The sequence below is a fragment of the Dehalobacter sp. TeCB1 genome (assembly GCF_001707455.1).
Classification (GTDB): Bacteria; Bacillota; Desulfitobacteriia; order Desulfitobacteriales; family Syntrophobotulaceae; genus Dehalobacter; species Dehalobacter restrictus.
Map to the genome: position 1 here is coordinate 12,730 of NZ_MCHF01000022.1, position 16,624 is coordinate 29,353.

The following is a 16,624-nucleotide window of genomic DNA, read 5'->3' on the forward strand; positions in this document are numbered from 1 at the left end:
AGTAAATCATCCTGCAGGAGGGATTGTAATGAGCACAAAAAGCCCATCTTCAAAAAATATTCTCTGGATCATCGCCAAAGTCCTGATTTTCATACTCTGCATTTATCTGGCCTACCTGGTATTAAAACCGCTGCTCGGCATCATCCTGAGTATCGGCTTTTGGATTATCAAGGTTGCCGTGGCCATTTTCATTTCTTTATTGGTATTACACCTGCTCCTCAGAATCATTTTCAAGGTCGATCTGCTGGAAATCATTTTTGGGGTTCGCTGGCCAAAATAATGCCACCGCGATACACGGTGGATAATATCGGACATTTAAACTTTAAATATAAAAGGAGGCGTCTTTATCGACACCTTCTTTTATATTTAACATGATTTACGGCTCCCCGGAATAATCATGGTTCTAAGGGGGGATAAACAATGAGCGTCTTTGTGGTGAACAGAAAAAAGCTGGCGGTGGGGACCGTGATCCTGATGCTGATTGCGGTTTTGGCCGTAAACAAAGAACAGGTTGTATCCGTTGTTACCGGAAATTCAAAGCCGATTTACTCCGTCAAGACCGAAACAAAGCAGGTTGCGCTTACTTTTGATATCAGCTGGGGCGAAGAAAATGTGCAGCCGATTTTGGATATCCTAAAAAAAGAAAATATCAAGGCCACTTTCTTTCTTTCATCTCCGTGGGCCGAAACAAAACCGGAGCTAGTCAAGCGCATTGCCGCGGACGGCCACGAAATTGGCTCCCACGGGCGGCGTCATGTTGATTTGAACACCTTGACAGCTGATGCCCTCATGAAAGAACTCGATACTTCCAAAGAAGTCCTGGAACGTTTAAGCGGCCAGAAAATCAACCTGCTGCGCGCTCCGAACGGGGCCTATGACAACCAGGTCATCTCGATCGCAAACGAGAGAGGCTACAAAGTCATCCAATGGAGCGTTGATTCCCTGGATTGGAAAAGACCCGGAGCCGACGCAATCATCAATTATGTGATGAACGGGCGCTCCAAAAATAAAGGAGCCTCCCCCGGCGACATTATCCTTTTCCACGCTTCTGATTCCGCGCCGGATACGCCCGAGGCGCTCCCCACTGTTTTGAAAATGCTCAAAGAGAAGAACTATGAAATTGTGACAGTCGGCAAGATGCTCAGCAATGCCCAGGAGAGCTGTCCACCCGGTTCAAGCCTGTAATGAGCACTTGTATCGCGTTCTCAATTTACTCGCTAAATCTGCCGACATAATCCTCTTTATATTACAAGACTAGTATGTTAGGGCTAGTCTCCTTAATGGATGGCCGGCACCAAGCGGAGCATGGATTGCGCAGCGCGGCTTTTTGTGCCACGGATGGCACAATAGCCGAAAGCGGCCATCCATTAGGGAGACTAACCCGAACAAAACAAACGTTTCTGTGTTGACGGGATTTACAAATCGCTTTACTAATGCCCTTTCCAACTTTGGAACCCTTCGCCGACGACCTCTGAAACATCGCCGATGGCCACAAAAGCATCCGGGTCATATTTGTGGACTATTTCTTTGACCTGGGTCAGTTGTGCTCTATTTACGATACTGTAGACCACTCTCTTTTGAAAGCGCGAATAAGCCCCTTCAGCTTGAAGATACGTTACACCTCTGCCGACGAGATGGATGATATCCTCAGCAATCTCGTCCGGCTTTTCTGTGACGACCATGACGCTCTTGGAATAATCCAACCCGACCTGGACGAGATCTATCACTTTGGTAGCGATAAACATATAAATCATTGCATACATGGCCATTTCCGGGCTAAAGATCAGTGCAGCTCCGATAAAGACAACCGCATCGAGGATTAGGATGATCTGCCCGACACTGAATTGTATTCTTTTATTCAACACGATCGCCAGGATATCGGTGCCGCCTAATGAGCCGCGACAGCGAAAGATGATGCCCATTCCGATACCGGATATAACACCCCCGAAAATAGAGGCCAGCAGCGTATCTGTTGTTATCGGAGCCAAAACATCTGTAAACTTCAGCGCAGCAGATAATGTCCCTACGCCCAGGATACTCCAATATAACAGCTGTCTGCCGACTGACTTGTAGCCGAGAATGAATAACGGAATATTCAGAAGGGCCACCAGAATGCTTATATTCCATTGAAACAGATAATGCAGCAGAATCACAATTCCTGTGACTCCGCCGTCAGCAATCTGGTTGGGCAGGATCAATGTATTAATGCTGACAGCTACAATCACTGCGCCTATAATGATTCCAAAAAATCTTTTGAGAAAATGCCATGGTATTTTTTTCAGATTCATGTTTTACCTCAAATTAATCTGGTCATCCAATTAATCTGGTCATCCAAGCTTTCTCCGACAATTTGCTCTTAGCTCTCTTTAACATTATTCTTGACAAAAAGAATTCTATTTAGTAAAGTAATGAAGCAGTTTTATTGCGCTCGTAGCTCAGGGGATAGAGTGACGGTTTCCGAGGCCGCAGGTCGTTGGTTCGAATCCAACCGGGCGCACCATTAGAAAAAATAGACATTGCAAGTTCTTGCAGTGTTTTTTTAGTATCATATATTTTTCACGGCATTTTATTGTTCTCAAGCATAAAAACAGATAAATCGTTAAACCTACTATATAAAAAGGAGGATTTAACGATGAATATTCTAGAAAAAGCGACCGCCAAAAGCAATTCCATTGTTCAAAATATAATTGATCACGAACCTGTTAATTATATTGAGGCGGGTTTGCAGTATCAGATTGTCTTGATGGGTCGTTTTCAAGCCTCAATTATTACCACCCTGTATAATCATGCTGAAGATCCGGAGCTCAGAGTACTGCTTAAAGATGCACGCGATTCACTGGTAGAAAGAACTGTCAAAATGAGTGAAGATTTTTTACGATCCGAGGATGTCAAGCTGCCAACCATACAGTTTCCCGAACGGTCCCTGGAAGAATACCAGGACATCCCAGACCACTTGCACTTCAGTGATATGGAAATTGCGCTGCTGCTGCTGGAAATGAGCGCTTCCAGCCAAATGGCCTTATTGACAGCCATTAATCAAAGCTATCACCTGGAAATTGGGAATCGTCTCCGCAAGGAGCTGAACATGGGATTTGATTGGGCTTACCGGCTGGAGCAGCTGATGCTCCAAAGAAACTGGCTTCCCAAAATTGCAAAAATCGTTCATTAACAACAACGTAAAATTCATTTTTTAGTATTCCATATACATTTAATATGCCAGCCTCAAAGAGACTGGCATTCCTTATATTTTGTGTCCTTTTCAGAATTTAATAACACTTACTCCGGAAAATATAATTGGAAAGCCGCAATGATGTCTTGCTGAACCAACTCCGGCTCCTTTTCCCCATTGATTTCAACAACCGGTTCCCCATTTTTTTGCCACTGTTTGTACAGCTTCTGGTAATTATCTGCAACGTGCCGCAGCGTCTCACTGTTTTCAAATATTTCAGTCTGGAATCTGCCTGCCGCTATTCTCTTGAGCGATGTTTCCGGGCTTACCTTAATGAAAAGTGTAAGGTCCGGTTTTACCGCATATTGGTTGATTTCTCCAATCCAGGACTCATCATTTTTCATTCCCTGATACGCAAACGAAGACCATATATATCTGTCACAGATCACATAGTTTCCCTGCTCCAGAGCAGGAATGACCAGATTGTTGTTGTGATCAAGCCGGTCGGCAGCAAACAGCAACGCCAGACAGTTGTCATTCACGCCGTTGATCCGGCCTGAAAGTACCTGGCAGATCGTTGTCCCGAGCGGACCCTGGCTTGGTTCTCTGGTTAGAATGGTTTTTACTCCGCGTACTGTTTCAAGATATACCTTCAGACGCTCAATCTGCGTTCCTTTGCCTGATCCATCGATGCCTTCGAGCACAATGAACTTTCCTTTCACCTGCACGATCTTTTCAACTCCTTCAGGATTCATTGTAATCTATTTCAGCGCAAATAAAAAGATGCCTCCTCTCTGAGACATCTTTATACACTGAGTGTTCGTTTGTTCGTTTGTTCGTTTGATCGTTCGTTCGTTCATTTATCCAACCTTACTCATCACCCGAAGCTTATCAGCGAGCAGTGCAATGAATTCAGAATTAGTAGGTTTTTGACGTTCTATGTTCATCGAATATCCGAAGATCCGCTTCAGCGTTTCCATATGTCCGCGTTCCCAGGCCAGCTCAATGGCATGTCTGATGCCTCTTTCCACCCTGCTGGGAGCCGTATTGTATTTCTTAGCAATTGCCGGGTACAGTTCTTTGGTTACCGCCCCGAGTAAAGAAACATCTTCGATTACCATGAGTATTGCATCCCTGATGTATTGATATCCTTTGACATGAGCTGGAATACCGAGTTGGTGCATCATTGTCGTTACTTCTACGTTGATATTGACCCCTCTTCCGACCGACGTAACAGAGGAACAAGTCTGCAGCAGCGGTGGATTTGTGATTTCCAGATCCTGCGTCAGCGTCCTGATGCGTTTTCCCAGAATTTCCAGGTCAAATGGTTTCAGGATAAAATAATCAACCCCCATGACCATGGCCTGATGCGTCAGTGTTTCATGCCCGAAAGCCGTTAATAATATGACTTTGGGTTTCCTGACTGATGTTCTGGCATTGATTCTTTCCAGGACTTCCAAACCATCAAGATTCGGCATAACAAGATCCATAATAACGAGATCCGGGTCATGTTTTTGAATCAAATCCCAAGCTTCAAGTCCATTGTAGGCTACGCCAGCAAGCTCAAAGCTATCATCCTTTGAAATGTAATCCTGAAGGATCTGACATAGATTTCGATTATCCTCTGCTACAATAATCTTTACCTTTTTTGACATCTCTACATTTCCCCGCTTTATCATATTTTTCCCGGTTCGTTTTCCGGTAGTATCATTATAAATCAGCGGAGATGTCGAATTCTTAAAAAATAAGGAACACTTTCTAATTTTGGCATTTATTGCAAAGGCCTGTCCCATCTGCAAAAAGCGATATTTGAGAATTATTTTTTTTCGTTAAAATAAGCCAAATTATTTTTCGTCCTACATATTGTCCCGAACTTCAAGAGAATTTCAGTGTAAATATTAAAGTTTTGTCTTGTTCTGACGAGTTACCGTATCTGCATGATGTTTCAGCTGATGATAATTGCTTCCGTCGGACAACCGTCGGCTGCTTCCTGCGCTGATTCTTCAAGAACCTCCGGGACCTGTTCCTGAAGCGTCACAGCCAATCCGTCATCATCCATTTCAAAAATGTCCGGGCAGATTGCAGGACATGCTCCGCATCCAATACAGGCTTCTTTTTCTACATAGGCAATCATGTTGTTCACCCCAAACTTTTTTTGTCAATCGTCGATTGTATTGTTCCCGAGGTGACTAAAGATATGCAGATTTTCAGATTTTCTATTCGTGACTCATCTCTACGATTTTCAGACCATCGTTTTGTTGTTCTACTATAATGTGGTAAGTAAGTACTTTTCTTTGATCAATGGATGACCCCGTCGTAATTTCAACCAAATAACTATTTTGCGCAGAAGTGTTTTGAATCTCCACGTTTTGAACACTTAAAAATGGATTATCCTGAAACATCTGCTGCAGTATGCTATTCGTAGCTTCAGCCTGTCCTGATGCCAGAGCCGAAGCAAGATCAAATTGCCTGTAATCAAGCTTTTCCCAATAATCTTCAATCACTGCCTTCGGATTTGCATAACTTTGCCCATTGGCTATTGCTGAAACTGCAGTATTCGGATTCTGCCACCAGACAATGACGCCAATAAAAAAAATACTGCAGACAAGTATAAAAAAATAACGGTTCAATAACATAATTTCCCTCCTAGACCTTTTACTATAATATAGGAGGGAAATTGGAAATTCATGACACCCGGTAATTATTTGTTGAAGATTTTTTTCAGAAGATTAAGTACGGACTGAGGCAGCTTGATATAGTACATTTTCATAGGATTTTTCCTCCTTCCAGCACTGCTGTCTTGAGAATAATTTATGCGGCAGCCTGATTTTATACGACGTGGTAATTTTTAACAGCATCTTCAAGCTGTTTGACTAGTTCGATTTCCTCCGCAGTTTTTGCCGTGAAATAAAGTTTTCCTACGATTGACGTCAGCATTTTCAAAACATCTTCAAATGTCAGTTTATCTGTGAGCGCCAATTTTTCACTTGTTTCAATCATGGCAATTCCAAATTGATGTCCGACACCGTCTTTCATCATCTTCGTACAGGATTTTCCCAACAGTTTCATGACAAGTGCAGCTTCCTGCGTATCGAGCTGCCGTACGGCATCAATGGTGGTATAAAATCCCTGGACGATCCTGACGCCAACATTGGACCAATCTACCGGCTGAGCCATTTCCATTCCTCCTCAAAAAATAACCTGTGCCTTACTATATGCACTGGTTAGATGAGGGGTGAAATCAGTTCCTGAATATTCTGCGTCTTTACGCTCTTGAATTGCCGATTACGGGTACCTGAACCGATGAAACCTTTTGGAGGACGCGCTCCGAACTTCCCTGATAGAAAGAAGTAATCGGCAGGGCCTGCAGAAAATATCGGCCATACCTTTTTTTAATAATCCGGTCATCCAGAACAATCACGACGCCTTTATCCTCTCTCGTTCGAATCAAACGTCCAAAGCCCTGCTTGAAGCGGATAATTGCTTCAGGCAAATTTAACGCATAAAACGGATCAAGTCCCTGACTTTCCAACAGGCGGGCCTTCGCTTCCAGAATGGGCGTATCCGGCGGCCAAAACGGCAGTCTGACCATGATAACACAGCGCAGCATGTCCCCGGGAAGATCGATGCCTTCCCAAAAGCTGTTCGTTCCAAGCAGGACACTGCTGTTGTTCTGCATAAACTCCTGCAGAAGGTCTTCCCTGGTGCCGTCAATCCCCTGGGCCAGCACATTCAGGTGCTGGCAGCATTCTTCATTCCCCAACAAGTGGTATACCCGCTGCAAATACCGGTGGGAAGTAAATAATACCAGTGTACCTCCATTCATCTCTTCGGCAATTCTCCCAATAAATGAAGCAGTCTTTTCTGCGAGCCTATCCTCCGGTAGATTTACAGGTAAATCATTGACGACACAGAAAACCATTTGTTTTTCATAATCAAACGGTGAATCCAGCTTCAGGCTGATATAGCGTTCTACTCCGATATCCCTGGTCAAATACGTAAAATCCTCACCGACACTTAAGGTGGCAGAAGTTAAAACCGTGCAATTATTTTTTCTGAATATTTTTTTATTTAATAACGGAGCAACATTGATCAGCGTGTTTTTTAAATAGACTGTGTTGCTTTTTTCGAGATAGGTTACACGTTCTTCCTCACTTTTACTAACGATCTTGCCAAATCCGTCAACGATTTGGGCAATATCACTTTTTATTCTGCTAATCTCATATCTGGTTTCTTCCAACTGCTCACTTTCAAGGGCCAGAAAGGTATTAATTCTATCCAGCACCTCCACAATACCTTTAAACCTGATGATCAGATTTTCCGAGGCCAGCAGGATCATCTGCAGGATATCTTCGCCAACCTTTTCAGGGTCTAAGCGAAAACTCAACTGTCGGCCAAGCACGCTTTGCAGCATGCTGAAAAGTTCTTGGGCCTGATCCGCAGCCGCCCTGCAGCGATCCGGAATCTCTTCAAGATTGCTTTTAAAATAGGTCCAGTTAAAGGCAGGGAAGACCTCTGCCCAAACAGCATGATTTCTTTTCAGATAAGCGAATAGATTGCCTTTCCCACCATAGATATTGTCCGTCAGCCGCAGCATCTGTTCGAGGCAAATTTCAAATCCAAGTTGCTTGAGCGCAGTCTGGTAAATATTATGCGCTTCATCAATGATAAGATTGCTGTATTCCGGCAGAATCTTATAATTCGTTTTGATATCGGCAAGGAGCAAGGAGTGATTAATCACAAGAACATCAGCAGCCTCGGCTCTCTTCCTGGCATTATAAAGGTAACAACGTGAAGTAAAAGAACACTCTCCGGGTTGACAGGCCGGATTATCCGCGCCAAATTTTCGATAAGTCGGAACGAAGCTTTGATTATTCGGCAGTTCTCCAAAATCCCCGGTTTTCGTTTCAGAAGCCCAGGAAAAGAATGCGGCCTGCCGGAGTTGTTCATCATGGGTTGTATAATCCGTAAACAGCGATTCCTGATAAAGGCATTTCAGACATAAATAATTGCTCTTACCCTTAAGCAGTGCTGTTTCAAATGGAAAAGGCAGGATTTTCTGCAGCAGCGGAAGGTCTTTGCTGAAGAGCTGCTCCTGCAAAGTGATGGTGTGGGTCGCAACAATCACCTTCTGCTGATGCCTTTTGGACCACCAGAGTGCCGGAATCAGATATGCAAGCGTTTTCCCTGTTCCTGTACCGGCTTCAATCACAACATCTGTCGCTTCGGTAAACCCTTTTAGGATCTCAGCGGCCATGACGGTTTGAATCTCTCTGTTTTCAAACCCTGGAATATTGCTGGCGAGTAAGCCGTCCTGGCCAAAACACTGCACAGCCCAAGCCGGCGAATCAGGAATTTTAGCCAAATCATCCGAACCGGGGCTAAAAAGATTTTGTACCGTCTCTCCCCGGTAAGGTGCAATACGGATGGGCCTGTCCGGATACGTTCGCACGATTTCCTTTTTCAATTCGATTAGCACAGGCTGACAGGAAAGGCCCTTTGTATATTCTTCCAACTTGCTCAAGAAGCCCAAATCAGCCTTCAACCCCTTTTTCCAGCACTGCAGAAGCAGGTCATGGGTCAGCCGGACCTTTTTTTGGGCCGCAGATATAAACCTGTGATGTTTCTTTATCTTAAGTTTATCGGTTATTTCCTCTAAGCTTTGCTGGCTGACTGTCGGGAAAAACACTGCGGCAAGTTCCTGAACCTCAATCACGTTCTGGTTCAGATTAATTTCAAAATATTTTTTTAAATCTGGCAGGACTTTCTTCTGCTCATAAACAAATATAAGGGCATCATGGGTAAAATCTTCAAGACTTTTTTTATGCTGTTCCATCCTACCTGGGGCTTCGCCTTCGCTCTGGAACGAAAACAACAGATATTTTGGAAATACCCCTTTTCCCAAGCGCAGAGCTGCCAAGTATCCACGTTCTGAGGGAGTTCCCGGACGTATTAGAGATAGGATGACACAAGTCTGATTCAATCAGCCAAGCTCCCTTCAAAAAAAATATACGCACTTAACAATAAATCATAACATTCCTAATAAACTAAATACAGAGAAGATTCATAAAGAAAACTTGACTGGTGCCAAATCAATCAAATCATACAAATTTTAGGAGGAAAAGAATGAAGCCAATCTATTTGCGAACGGATTTCCCCGACGGCCGCTCTCACATCCTGATCCGAGATCTTGCCTCAGTGAATACAGAACTGCATCACTTTATTCTATTTTTGACCAACAAGGGGAAGCTCTGGATCGATGTTTTTTGGCCGCATGACGAGGAATCCGAAAAGTATACGGTCAGTATCTCCGAAGAAAAATTCTGGCATACTTTCCGGGAATGGCGTCTGCATGGACTTGTGCTGGGCAGCAATGAACGCGTGGCCGAAATATTTGCCCAAAGGCATTTAAATAAAAGGACTAAGCCAAAATCAGTTTAAGGCGTATCCTTTTTCGTCCCCTTCATTTTGTCCAAGCGATAAATAAAAGCCAGTACTTCAGCAACCGCCTGATAAAGCTCAGGCGGTATTTCTTTGGACATCTCTACCTGCATCAAGGCTTCTACAAGGGTGTCGTCATTTTGGACCGGAATGCCCTGCTCTTCAGCCAATTCGATTATTTTTTTGGCCATATACCCTTCGCCTTTGGCGACAATCCTCGGAGCACCAACATGATCATAGGCCAGAGCAGCAGCTTTTTTCATATTTTGTTTTTTACTACTTGGACTTTCCCTTTTCATCCTTTGATATCCACCCCTGAAAAGTTCTTTCCGGCCAGGAAATGCGCAAACTGGGGAAATTCATCGTAGGTCTTCAGCGATATTTTTTCTAAAGATAAGCCAATATCCGCGAAGCCCTGCTTGATTTGATCATAGATATCTTCAATGAGTGGATTCAGCTCCTCGCGATGATCATTTAAGAGGCAGATATGTAGTTTGTTGTCGTAAAGCGTAAGGTCGGCTCCGAGCTGGTCAAGGTGTTCCGTCTCGACCTGCAGCGCCAGATGGCAGTGTTCAATATCCATCTTATGGCCTTTGCGGGAACTCTCCACGGCAAGCAAACAATTATATATCTCATTGTTATTTTGCAGCGGGATATGCATAAGAAAATATGCGGCATTTTCTTTATTCCCGGTCTGGATCCAGATCTGCTGTCCGGTAATCTCATCCAGAAAGCCCTTCAGCGCGCTTTTTTCAGGAGAGGCAGAATCTTCAGCCAGCGCGTTTAAGAGCATTGTTTTTACATTTTCCGTTTGTTCTGCTTCCTGACCGGCATTATTTTTTAATTTAAACAGCAGCTGATTCTCGTGCTCGAGACCCAGGCTTTTGAAATAATGCAGGATATTTTCAAACTGCTCACCGCTGGTATCCTCCCACTTCGGGATAATCTTCCAAAGCAGGTCTGCAAGCGTGCTGAGCGGGGATTTCTGATCTACTGGACTTTGACTCGTTGAACTTTGATTTATTGAGCTCTGATTTGCAGAATTTTGATCCGATAGCATCGTTTTAAGAACACTGCTGTTTTGCTGATTCAGATATTTTGCCAAGATGACAGAGATCTCAGGAGTTAGGTTAATTCCCCTGTTTAGAATCGTTGTGATCTGCTCCGGGGTCAACCGAAGAGCTTGCCTGGCTGCCTGGCTGGATACCTGTCCTGCGCCGGCATTTGTCTCCTGCGGCGCTGTTCCGAAAGCTGTCTTGCTTAATAAATTACCCTGGTTTTTTCCTTCCCGCAAAATCGTCCACAGCTTATCAGCGGCCTGGTATAGTATTTCAGGCGGAGCACTCTTGCTGCCTGCTGCCGTGTTCTGATTGACCATGCTGTTGACCAGAAAGTCCGCTTCATCGGCTGAAAGGCCAAATCCTTTGGTTATCATTGAAGACAGTTGTTCCGCAGACAAGCTGCTCAACTGGCCGGTGCTCTGACTAACCCGGCTCAAAACAACGCCTTCCGTATTGACCTCTTTGACAACCGCCAGAAATCTTTCACCTTCCAGAAACTGCGGTTCCAGCTGGGCTTTAATTTTTTGCCCGGCAATGGAGATCAGTCCTTCCTGGTTCCCATTTCTGCTGATAATTTCCACCGGAAGAAGCTGTCCGGTTTTCAATTGTGTAAAATCTATCAAAGGAGAAATCTTGCCAATGCTCTGGATATTGTTTATGATCATTAGAGACTCCCTCGCAAAAAAATCTACCATAATAAAATGATAAACAAAAATTATCGTAGTCTAGAATTAAAGGAATGATTGTGTTGAGTATTTTTGAAACGATTATGCTGCTATGTTTTGGTTCGGCCTGGCCTTTTTCGATCTACTCGTCCTACAAAGCCGGAACAGCAAAAGGAAAAAGCCTGTTTTTCCTGGTTGTATTACTTATCGGCTATTTATCCGGCATCCTGCACAAGATGATTTATTCGTTCGATTATGTCATTATACTATATATCCTGAATTTTTGCCTGATCGCAGTTGATACGGGGCTTTATTTTAGGAATAAACGGTTGGATGCATTAAGGAATTTTGAATAATCCGGGGGAAGTCTGCATACCACAATACCCGCGTGCCATGGATGGCTCAATCCTTAAAAAGTCCGCGCTTCGCATCGTGCTCCGCTCGCAGCGGAACTGTGGCACACAGACTGATCTCATGCTTAAAGCACGTTTGTTATGTAATATCCCGTTCATTTATATAGTAGAATATTGAATGTCTTAATTGTAGGTTACCAACGTCTTATTTGGATAATAAGACAAAAATAAATATCAATAGGAGATATTGTGATGAATAATGAATTTAAGTTAGTGGAACCTGAGCAGTTAACGGATAACTCCTTTAAACTGGTCGGAAAGGACTGGATGCTGATCACAGCGGGAAATATAGAAAAGTATAATACGATGACGGCCAGTTGGGGTGGATTCGGAGTCTTGTGGAATAAAAAGGTATGCTTCTGTTTTGTCCGGCCTTCGCGTTATACCTATCAGTTTATGGAAGAAAACGATACTTTCACGCTTTCGTTTTTTGAAGAAGACTATCGAAAGGCTTTATCTTTCTGTGGAGCAAATTCCGGAAGAGATGTGGACAAAGCTTCCGCTACCGGGATTACACCCGTTGAAAGCATGTCCGGATCCGTCTATTTTGAAGAAGCAAGGCTCGTTCTGGAATGCAAGAAGCTGTATTATCAAGATTTAGACCCAAGTCATTTTCTTGATCCCGCGATTGAAAGTAATTATAAGCAAAATGATTATCACCGTGTTTATGTCGGCGAAATCATTCAGTGCTATGCTAAATAACAAGCTGCTGGCATAAAAAACTTAAATATTGTTGACTTACACAGCGACGTGAGCCAAATTGAAAGACGCCTCATTTTTTGAGGCGCCTTTAATCATACGGATCTTATTTTATTTGCTTACATCTTCGCTTCAATGGCTTTAACCAGATCCGGTTTTCCTCTGAAGCCGACGATCTTATCAACGATTTCACCGTTTTTAATCAGCAGCAGTGTCGGGATACTCATTACGCCGTATTTCTCGGCGATTTCTCCCTGCTCATCCACATTTAATTTGCCGATGGTTACTTTACCGGCATATTCATCTGCCAGTTCTTCCACTACAGGAGCTATCATTCTGCAAGGTCCGCACCAGGCAGCCCAAAAATCGGCCAATACCAGCTGGCTTGAACTGAGTACGTCACTCTGCCAGTTTCCGGCTGTAAACGTTTTGACATTAACACCTGCCATCTTAAATCCCTCCATTTCTTAACATCACCATAGAAAAATTCGTTTGTTTGTCCGTATGATTAATGGACAAACCGGTTCATCATATCAATCAGATCATCCAGGGCTTTATCATTTTCCGCTTCAAGCGCACCTTTCAAGCAGGTTCTGGAGTGCTCTTCAAAAATCATAATGCCAACTTTATTAATTGCTGCTTTGACTGCCGCAACCTGAACCAGAATATCAGAACAGCATTTTTCTTCATCAAGCATACGCTGCAACCCTTTGACCTGTCCCTCAATCCGTTTCAATCTGATCATGATATCGTTTCCCGGCCCACTTTTTTTCTTTGGTTCCATCTTACCCCTCGCCTCTATACCCCATAGGGGTATGTTCTAAGATTATTATATGGTCAGTCTGGTTATTCTGTCAAGAGGCTTTGCAGGATATTTCTGGACATTTCAGGATATTCAAAGATATTACATAGGCTTTGCCGGATATGAAATATATTATGCCTGTTTTTTATGAATAATAAACCGGCAAAGCCCTTATCGAAAGTTCTTTTAATAAGATAAGATGAATTAAATTAATAGTTAATTATGATAAATGATTAATTAGAAGGCTGTTTTGCTTTCAGGTCCAGTTTAATATGAAGCTCTTTGAGTTGGCTGTCCACGACCGGTGAAGGCGCCTGGGTCAGCAGACATGAAGCACTCTGGGTCTTCGGAAATGCGATGACATCGCGGATATTGTCCCGTCCGGAAAGAATCATCGTAAGTCTATCCAGCCCAAACGCAATTCCCCCATGGGGTGGTGTGCCATATTCGAACGCTTCAAGCAGATAGCCAAATTTTTCTTTGGCCTCTTCACTGCTCAAACCAATCAGGTCAAAGATTTTTTCCTGAACATCCCTTTGGTGAATCCGGATGCTTCCTCCGCCGAGTTCCATTCCGTTCAGGACCATGTCATAAGCCTTTGCTCTTACCTTCAGCGGATCGGAATCCAGGAGGGCAATATCTTCATTCATCGGACTGGTAAACATATGGTGAATCGCCACATAGCGTTTTTCTTCTTCATCATATTCAAAGAGCGGGAATTCCGTAACCCAAAGACAGTTAATCATATCTTCCCGAATAAGCTCCATTCGTTTAGCCAGCTCTAGTCTTAAGTTTCCAAGCGCATTATGAACGACGGCTTCCTTATCGGCAACGAAAAATAGGATGTCTCCGGTTTCTGCTTCCATCGCAGCCAACAGTGCGTTAATCTCCTGTTCGGTGAAGAACTTCAGAATCGGTGATTTCATTCCTTCAGGATCCATCACGATGTAGGCAAGCCCTTTTGCACCGTAAATGCTGACAAATTTGGTTAGCGCGTCAATTTCCCGCCTCGGCATACCGGCACAGCCTTTGGCGCAGATTCCTTTAACTCTGCCGCCCTTTGCGACAACGTCGGCAAATACTTTAAATCCGGAATCTTTGACAACCGGAGCCACATCAATCAGTTCCATGGTAAAGCGGGTATCCGGCTTGTCCGAACCATAGCGTTCCATCGCCTCCTGATAGGTCAGCCGCGGAATGGGAAGCGGAATCTCAATACCTTTGACTTCCCTGAATATCTTAGCAATCAGGTTCTCCATCATCGGCAAAAGGTCTTCAATCTCAATAAAGGACATCTCCAAATCGAGCTGGGTAAATTCCGGCTGGCGATCCGCACGCAAGTCTTCATCGCGGAAACAGCGGGCGATCTGAAAATATTTTTCCATGCCAGCGACCATCAACAACTGTTTAAAGATCTGCGGTGATTGGGGCAGCCCATAAAATGTTCCCTGATTCACGCGGCTGGGCACGAGATAGTCTCTGGCCCCTTCCGGTGTTGACTTAGCCAGAATTGGCGTTTCAATTTCCAGGAACCCCTCACTGTCCAGAAAATCACGCATGATTTTCGTGACCTGGTGTCTGATCTTAAAGATGTTCTGCATTTCGGTCCGGCGGAGATCAAGATAGCGGTGTTTCAGCCTGACACTTTCATCGACATCCACATTGTCCTGGATATAGAAAGGCGGAGTTTTCGCTTTATTGAGTATTTCCAGGTTTTCAATCACAACTTCAATTTCTCCGGTAACCATATTCGGATTTTCTGAACCTTCAGGTCTCACCCGAACGAGACCTTCGGCCTTTATCACATACTCCGAGCGGAGTTTTTCAGCCTGATTAAAAGCGTTTGCAGGCATATCCGGATTGAAGACAATCTGGACGATACCGGACCTGTCGCGCAAATCAACGAAAATGACGCCTCCATGGTCTCTTCTGGTCTGAACCCAACCCAACAACTTTACTTTTTCGCCTGCATTTTTCCTGTTCAGCGTACCCGCTCCGATTCTTTCTGCTAACATGGACATCCTCCTACATTTCACATTTCGTATGATTCAACAAAAAAGCTTTGATTTGATCCAGCGGGATTTCCTGCTGTTCTCCCAACCGCATATCGCGGACGATCACCATTTTCCGGGCAAGCTCATCGTCACCCAATATTAGTACATAGCGGGCTTGTTCCCTGTCTGCATATTTAAGCTGACCTTTAAGCCCTTTTCCAAGAAGGTCCATGACTGCCGGCATCCCGGCCTGCCGCAGATCACCTAAAAGTCTGAACCCTTCCTGTCTGGCCGCCTCACCCAGCGCTGCAATCACGACCGGCGCTTCAACCTCAGGCAACATTTCAACACTCTGCTTTTCCATGACACTCAGAATACGTTCCAGTCCCATGGCAAAACCAATTCCCGGTGTGGCCGGACCGCCAATTTCCTGGACAAGACCGTCATAACGCCCGCCACCACAAATCGCGTTCTGGGCGCCGATACCTTCAGCTGTGACTTCAAAGGCTGTTTTTTGATAATAATCCAGCCCGCGAACCATTCTGGGATTAATCCGGTAGGCAATCCCAGCGATATTTAAATATTCCTGAGTCTTCGCGAAATGTTCCGCACAGTCTACGCAGAGCGTATCCAGGGTCGTCGGAGCATTTTCCGTCAGCTTTTGACAGGAACTGTTCTTACAGTCTAAAATCCGCATCGGATTTTTGGTAAAGCGGTTCTGGCAATCCGGACAAAGATCATCCTTGCGTTCCTGCAGGAACTCTTGCAGCCTAATCCTGTGCTCAGCCCGGCACGTTGGACAGCCCACGGAATTGATCTCAACCACGAGTCCCTTAAGGCCGATCCTGCCAAAAAAATCCCAGATCAGACAGATGATTTCAGCATCGACAAGTGGATCCTCTCCACCGAGCACCTCTGCTCCGAACTGGTGGAACTGCCGGAAGCGTCCGGCCTGGGACTTCTCATAGCGGAACATCGGGCCGAGGTAATACATTTTGACCGGCTGCTGCAGCGCATAAAGCTTGTTCTCGGTATACGCCCTGCAGACGGAAGCCGTCCCTTCAGGACGCAGTGTGATGGATCTCTGCCCTTTGTCCATAAAGGTATACATTTCTTTATTGACAATATCCGTTGTCTCTCCGACGCCGCGCTGAAAAAGTTCGGTCGCCTCAAAGACCGGTGTTCTGATTTCTTTATATCCATACTCGGAACAAATCTTCCGGATTTGTTCTTCGAGAAACTGCCACTTTTCTATGGTACCCGGAATGATATCCTGTGTACCTTTCGGCCGTTGAATCGACATGATCATTTCCTCCTGCACAACGGTAGATCACCAGATCATCCGGCGTGTCCAATCTAAAAAATAAGCTTATCTATTAT

19 protein-coding genes and 1 tRNA gene are annotated in these 16,624 nt (G+C 44.4%); 7 read left to right on the plus strand and 13 right to left on the minus strand.

Annotated elements, in window-relative coordinates:
* Window positions 1-28: 28 nt before the first annotated feature.
* Window positions 29-280 carry a hypothetical protein gene (locus A7D23_RS06060; protein ID WP_019225976.1) on the plus strand — a complete coding sequence of 84 codons (252 nt, stop codon included), beginning with the start codon at window positions 29-31 and terminating at the stop codon, window positions 278-280.
* A gap of 140 nt (window positions 281-420) precedes the next feature.
* Window positions 421-1,185: a polysaccharide deacetylase family sporulation protein PdaB gene (gene pdaB, locus A7D23_RS06065; protein ID WP_019225975.1), complete on the plus strand. Its 765-nt coding sequence runs from the start codon at window positions 421-423 to the stop codon at window positions 1,183-1,185.
* 245 nt (window positions 1,186-1,430) lie between these two features.
* Here pdaB and A7D23_RS06070 read toward each other — a convergent pair whose 3' ends face one another.
* Window positions 1,431-2,288 carry a YitT family protein gene (locus A7D23_RS06070; RefSeq protein WP_019225974.1) on the minus strand — a complete coding sequence of 286 codons (858 nt, stop codon included), beginning with the start codon at window positions 2,286-2,288 and terminating at the stop codon, window positions 1,431-1,433.
* A 136-nt stretch (window positions 2,289-2,424) separates the two neighbouring features.
* Between A7D23_RS06070 and A7D23_RS06075 the strand changes: the two genes are divergently transcribed.
* Window positions 2,425-2,500, plus strand: a tRNA-Arg gene (locus A7D23_RS06075).
* A gap of 132 nt (window positions 2,501-2,632) precedes the next feature.
* Window positions 2,633-3,169: a spore coat protein gene (locus tag A7D23_RS06080; protein ID WP_019225973.1), complete on the plus strand. Its 537-nt coding sequence runs from the start codon at window positions 2,633-2,635 to the stop codon at window positions 3,167-3,169.
* Window positions 3,170-3,276: 107 nt separating this feature from the next.
* On the opposite strand, the gene tmk is transcribed toward A7D23_RS06080, so the two are convergent.
* The 6 genes from tmk to A7D23_RS06110 form a co-directional block, all read right to left on the minus strand.
* Window positions 3,277-3,897 carry a dTMP kinase gene (gene tmk / locus A7D23_RS06085; RefSeq protein ID WP_083221880.1) on the minus strand — a complete coding sequence of 207 codons (621 nt, stop codon included), beginning with the start codon at window positions 3,895-3,897 and terminating at the stop codon, window positions 3,277-3,279.
* Between the two features lie 132 nt (window positions 3,898-4,029).
* Window positions 4,030-4,824, minus strand: a complete 795-nt coding sequence (gene spo0A / locus A7D23_RS06090) for a sporulation transcription factor Spo0A (RefSeq protein ID WP_025205791.1) — start codon at window positions 4,822-4,824, stop codon at window positions 4,030-4,032.
* A 290-nt stretch (window positions 4,825-5,114) separates the two neighbouring features.
* A complete protein-coding gene (locus tag A7D23_RS06095) occupies window positions 5,115-5,303 on the minus strand; it encodes a ferredoxin (protein ID WP_019225970.1) in 189 nt (62 codons plus the stop codon).
* Window positions 5,304-5,385: 82 nt separating this feature from the next.
* Window positions 5,386-5,805 (minus strand): hypothetical protein, encoded by a 420-nt coding sequence (locus A7D23_RS06100; RefSeq protein ID WP_019225969.1) that lies wholly within the window; start codon window positions 5,803-5,805, stop codon window positions 5,386-5,388.
* A 193-nt stretch (window positions 5,806-5,998) separates the two neighbouring features.
* Window positions 5,999-6,352, minus strand: a complete 354-nt coding sequence (locus A7D23_RS06105) for a hypothetical protein (protein ID WP_025205794.1) — start codon at window positions 6,350-6,352, stop codon at window positions 5,999-6,001.
* A gap of 82 nt (window positions 6,353-6,434) precedes the next feature.
* Window positions 6,435-9,152: a helicase C-terminal domain-containing protein gene (locus A7D23_RS06110; protein ID WP_242836913.1), complete on the minus strand. Its 2,718-nt coding sequence runs from the start codon at window positions 9,150-9,152 to the stop codon at window positions 6,435-6,437.
* A gap of 143 nt (window positions 9,153-9,295) precedes the next feature.
* Between A7D23_RS06110 and A7D23_RS06115 the strand changes: the two genes are divergently transcribed.
* The gene (locus A7D23_RS06115; RefSeq protein ID WP_019225966.1) at window positions 9,296-9,610 is read left to right on the plus strand and encodes a hypothetical protein; all 315 of its coding nucleotides are present in this window, start codon (window positions 9,296-9,298) and stop codon (window positions 9,608-9,610) included.
* On the opposite strand, the gene A7D23_RS06120 is transcribed toward A7D23_RS06115, so the two are convergent.
* Complete coding sequence (locus A7D23_RS06120; RefSeq protein ID WP_019225965.1) at window positions 9,607-9,909, minus strand: EscU/YscU/HrcU family type III secretion system export apparatus switch protein; 303 nt, start codon at window positions 9,907-9,909, stop codon at window positions 9,607-9,609. The genes A7D23_RS06115 and A7D23_RS06120 overlap by 4 nt on opposite strands.
* Entirely contained in the window at window positions 9,906-11,336 is a 1,431-nt protein-coding gene (locus tag A7D23_RS06125) for a hypothetical protein (RefSeq protein WP_019225964.1), read from the minus strand. The genes A7D23_RS06120 and A7D23_RS06125 overlap by 4 nt, the downstream gene beginning before the upstream one ends.
* 74 nt (window positions 11,337-11,410) lie before the next feature.
* Here A7D23_RS06125 and A7D23_RS06130 point away from each other — a divergent pair, with 74 nt between their 5' ends.
* On the plus strand, window positions 11,411-11,692 hold the full coding sequence (locus A7D23_RS06130; RefSeq protein WP_083221878.1) for a hypothetical protein: 282 nt from the start codon (window positions 11,411-11,413) through the stop codon (window positions 11,690-11,692).
* A 249-nt stretch (window positions 11,693-11,941) separates the two neighbouring features.
* Window positions 11,942-12,451 carry a flavin reductase family protein gene (locus A7D23_RS06135; RefSeq protein WP_019225962.1) on the plus strand — a complete coding sequence of 170 codons (510 nt, stop codon included), beginning with the start codon at window positions 11,942-11,944 and terminating at the stop codon, window positions 12,449-12,451.
* Window positions 12,452-12,567: 116 nt separating this feature from the next.
* Here A7D23_RS06135 and trxA read toward each other — a convergent pair whose 3' ends face one another.
* The 4 genes from trxA to hisS form a co-directional block, all read right to left on the minus strand.
* Window positions 12,568-12,897 carry a thioredoxin gene (trxA, locus tag A7D23_RS06140; protein WP_019225961.1) on the minus strand — a complete coding sequence of 110 codons (330 nt, stop codon included), beginning with the start codon at window positions 12,895-12,897 and terminating at the stop codon, window positions 12,568-12,570.
* Window positions 12,898-12,956: 59 nt separating this feature from the next.
* On the minus strand, window positions 12,957-13,232 hold the full coding sequence (locus tag A7D23_RS06145; RefSeq protein WP_019225960.1) for a metal-sensitive transcriptional regulator: 276 nt from the start codon (window positions 13,230-13,232) through the stop codon (window positions 12,957-12,959).
* Window positions 13,233-13,483: 251 nt separating this feature from the next.
* Window positions 13,484-15,271 (minus strand): aspartate--tRNA ligase, encoded by a 1,788-nt coding sequence (gene aspS / locus A7D23_RS06150; protein ID WP_025205798.1) that lies wholly within the window; start codon window positions 15,269-15,271, stop codon window positions 13,484-13,486.
* Window positions 15,272-15,275: 4 nt separating this feature from the next.
* A complete protein-coding gene (gene hisS / locus A7D23_RS06155; RefSeq protein WP_019225957.1) occupies window positions 15,276-16,547 on the minus strand; it encodes a histidine--tRNA ligase in 1,272 nt (423 codons plus the stop codon).
* Window positions 16,548-16,624: the final 77 nt, after the last annotated feature.

What these genes read in the sequence shown, in the direction of transcription:
- A7D23_RS06080 (WP_019225973.1), top strand. Translation starts at nt 2,633, where the DNA reads ATGAATATTCTAGAAAAAGCGACCGCCAAAAGCAATTCCATTGTTCAA.
- A7D23_RS06070 (WP_019225974.1), bottom strand. Translation starts at nt 2,288, where the DNA reads ATGAATCTGAAAAAAATACCATGGCATTTTCTCAAAAGATTTTTTGGA.
- A7D23_RS06125 (WP_019225964.1), bottom strand. Translation starts at nt 11,336, where the DNA reads ATGATCATAAACAATATCCAGAGCATTGGCAAGATTTCTCCTTTGATA.
- A7D23_RS06130 (WP_083221878.1), top strand. Translation starts at nt 11,411, where the DNA reads ATGATTGTGTTGAGTATTTTTGAAACGATTATGCTGCTATGTTTTGGT.
- pdaB (WP_019225975.1), top strand. Translation starts at nt 421, where the DNA reads ATGAGCGTCTTTGTGGTGAACAGAAAAAAGCTGGCGGTGGGGACCGTG.
- aspS (WP_025205798.1), bottom strand. Translation starts at nt 15,271, where the DNA reads ATGTCCATGTTAGCAGAAAGAATCGGAGCGGGTACGCTGAACAGGAAA.
- A7D23_RS06105 (WP_025205794.1), bottom strand. Translation starts at nt 6,352, where the DNA reads ATGGAAATGGCTCAGCCGGTAGATTGGTCCAATGTTGGCGTCAGGATC.
- A7D23_RS06135 (WP_019225962.1), top strand. Translation starts at nt 11,942, where the DNA reads ATGAATAATGAATTTAAGTTAGTGGAACCTGAGCAGTTAACGGATAAC.
- trxA (WP_019225961.1), bottom strand. Translation starts at nt 12,897, where the DNA reads ATGGCAGGTGTTAATGTCAAAACGTTTACAGCCGGAAACTGGCAGAGT.
- hisS (WP_019225957.1), bottom strand. Translation starts at nt 16,547, where the DNA reads ATGTCGATTCAACGGCCGAAAGGTACACAGGATATCATTCCGGGTACC.
- A7D23_RS06060 (WP_019225976.1), top strand. Translation starts at nt 29, where the DNA reads ATGAGCACAAAAAGCCCATCTTCAAAAAATATTCTCTGGATCATCGCC.
- A7D23_RS06115 (WP_019225966.1), top strand. Translation starts at nt 9,296, where the DNA reads ATGAAGCCAATCTATTTGCGAACGGATTTCCCCGACGGCCGCTCTCAC.
- A7D23_RS06145 (WP_019225960.1), bottom strand. Translation starts at nt 13,232, where the DNA reads ATGGAACCAAAGAAAAAAAGTGGGCCGGGAAACGATATCATGATCAGA.
- A7D23_RS06095 (WP_019225970.1), bottom strand. Translation starts at nt 5,303, where the DNA reads ATGATTGCCTATGTAGAAAAAGAAGCCTGTATTGGATGCGGAGCATGT.
- spo0A (WP_025205791.1), bottom strand. Translation starts at nt 4,824, where the DNA reads ATGTCAAAAAAGGTAAAGATTATTGTAGCAGAGGATAATCGAAATCTA.
- A7D23_RS06100 (WP_019225969.1), bottom strand. Translation starts at nt 5,805, where the DNA reads ATGTTATTGAACCGTTATTTTTTTATACTTGTCTGCAGTATTTTTTTT.
- A7D23_RS06120 (WP_019225965.1), bottom strand. Translation starts at nt 9,909, where the DNA reads ATGAAAAGGGAAAGTCCAAGTAGTAAAAAACAAAATATGAAAAAAGCT.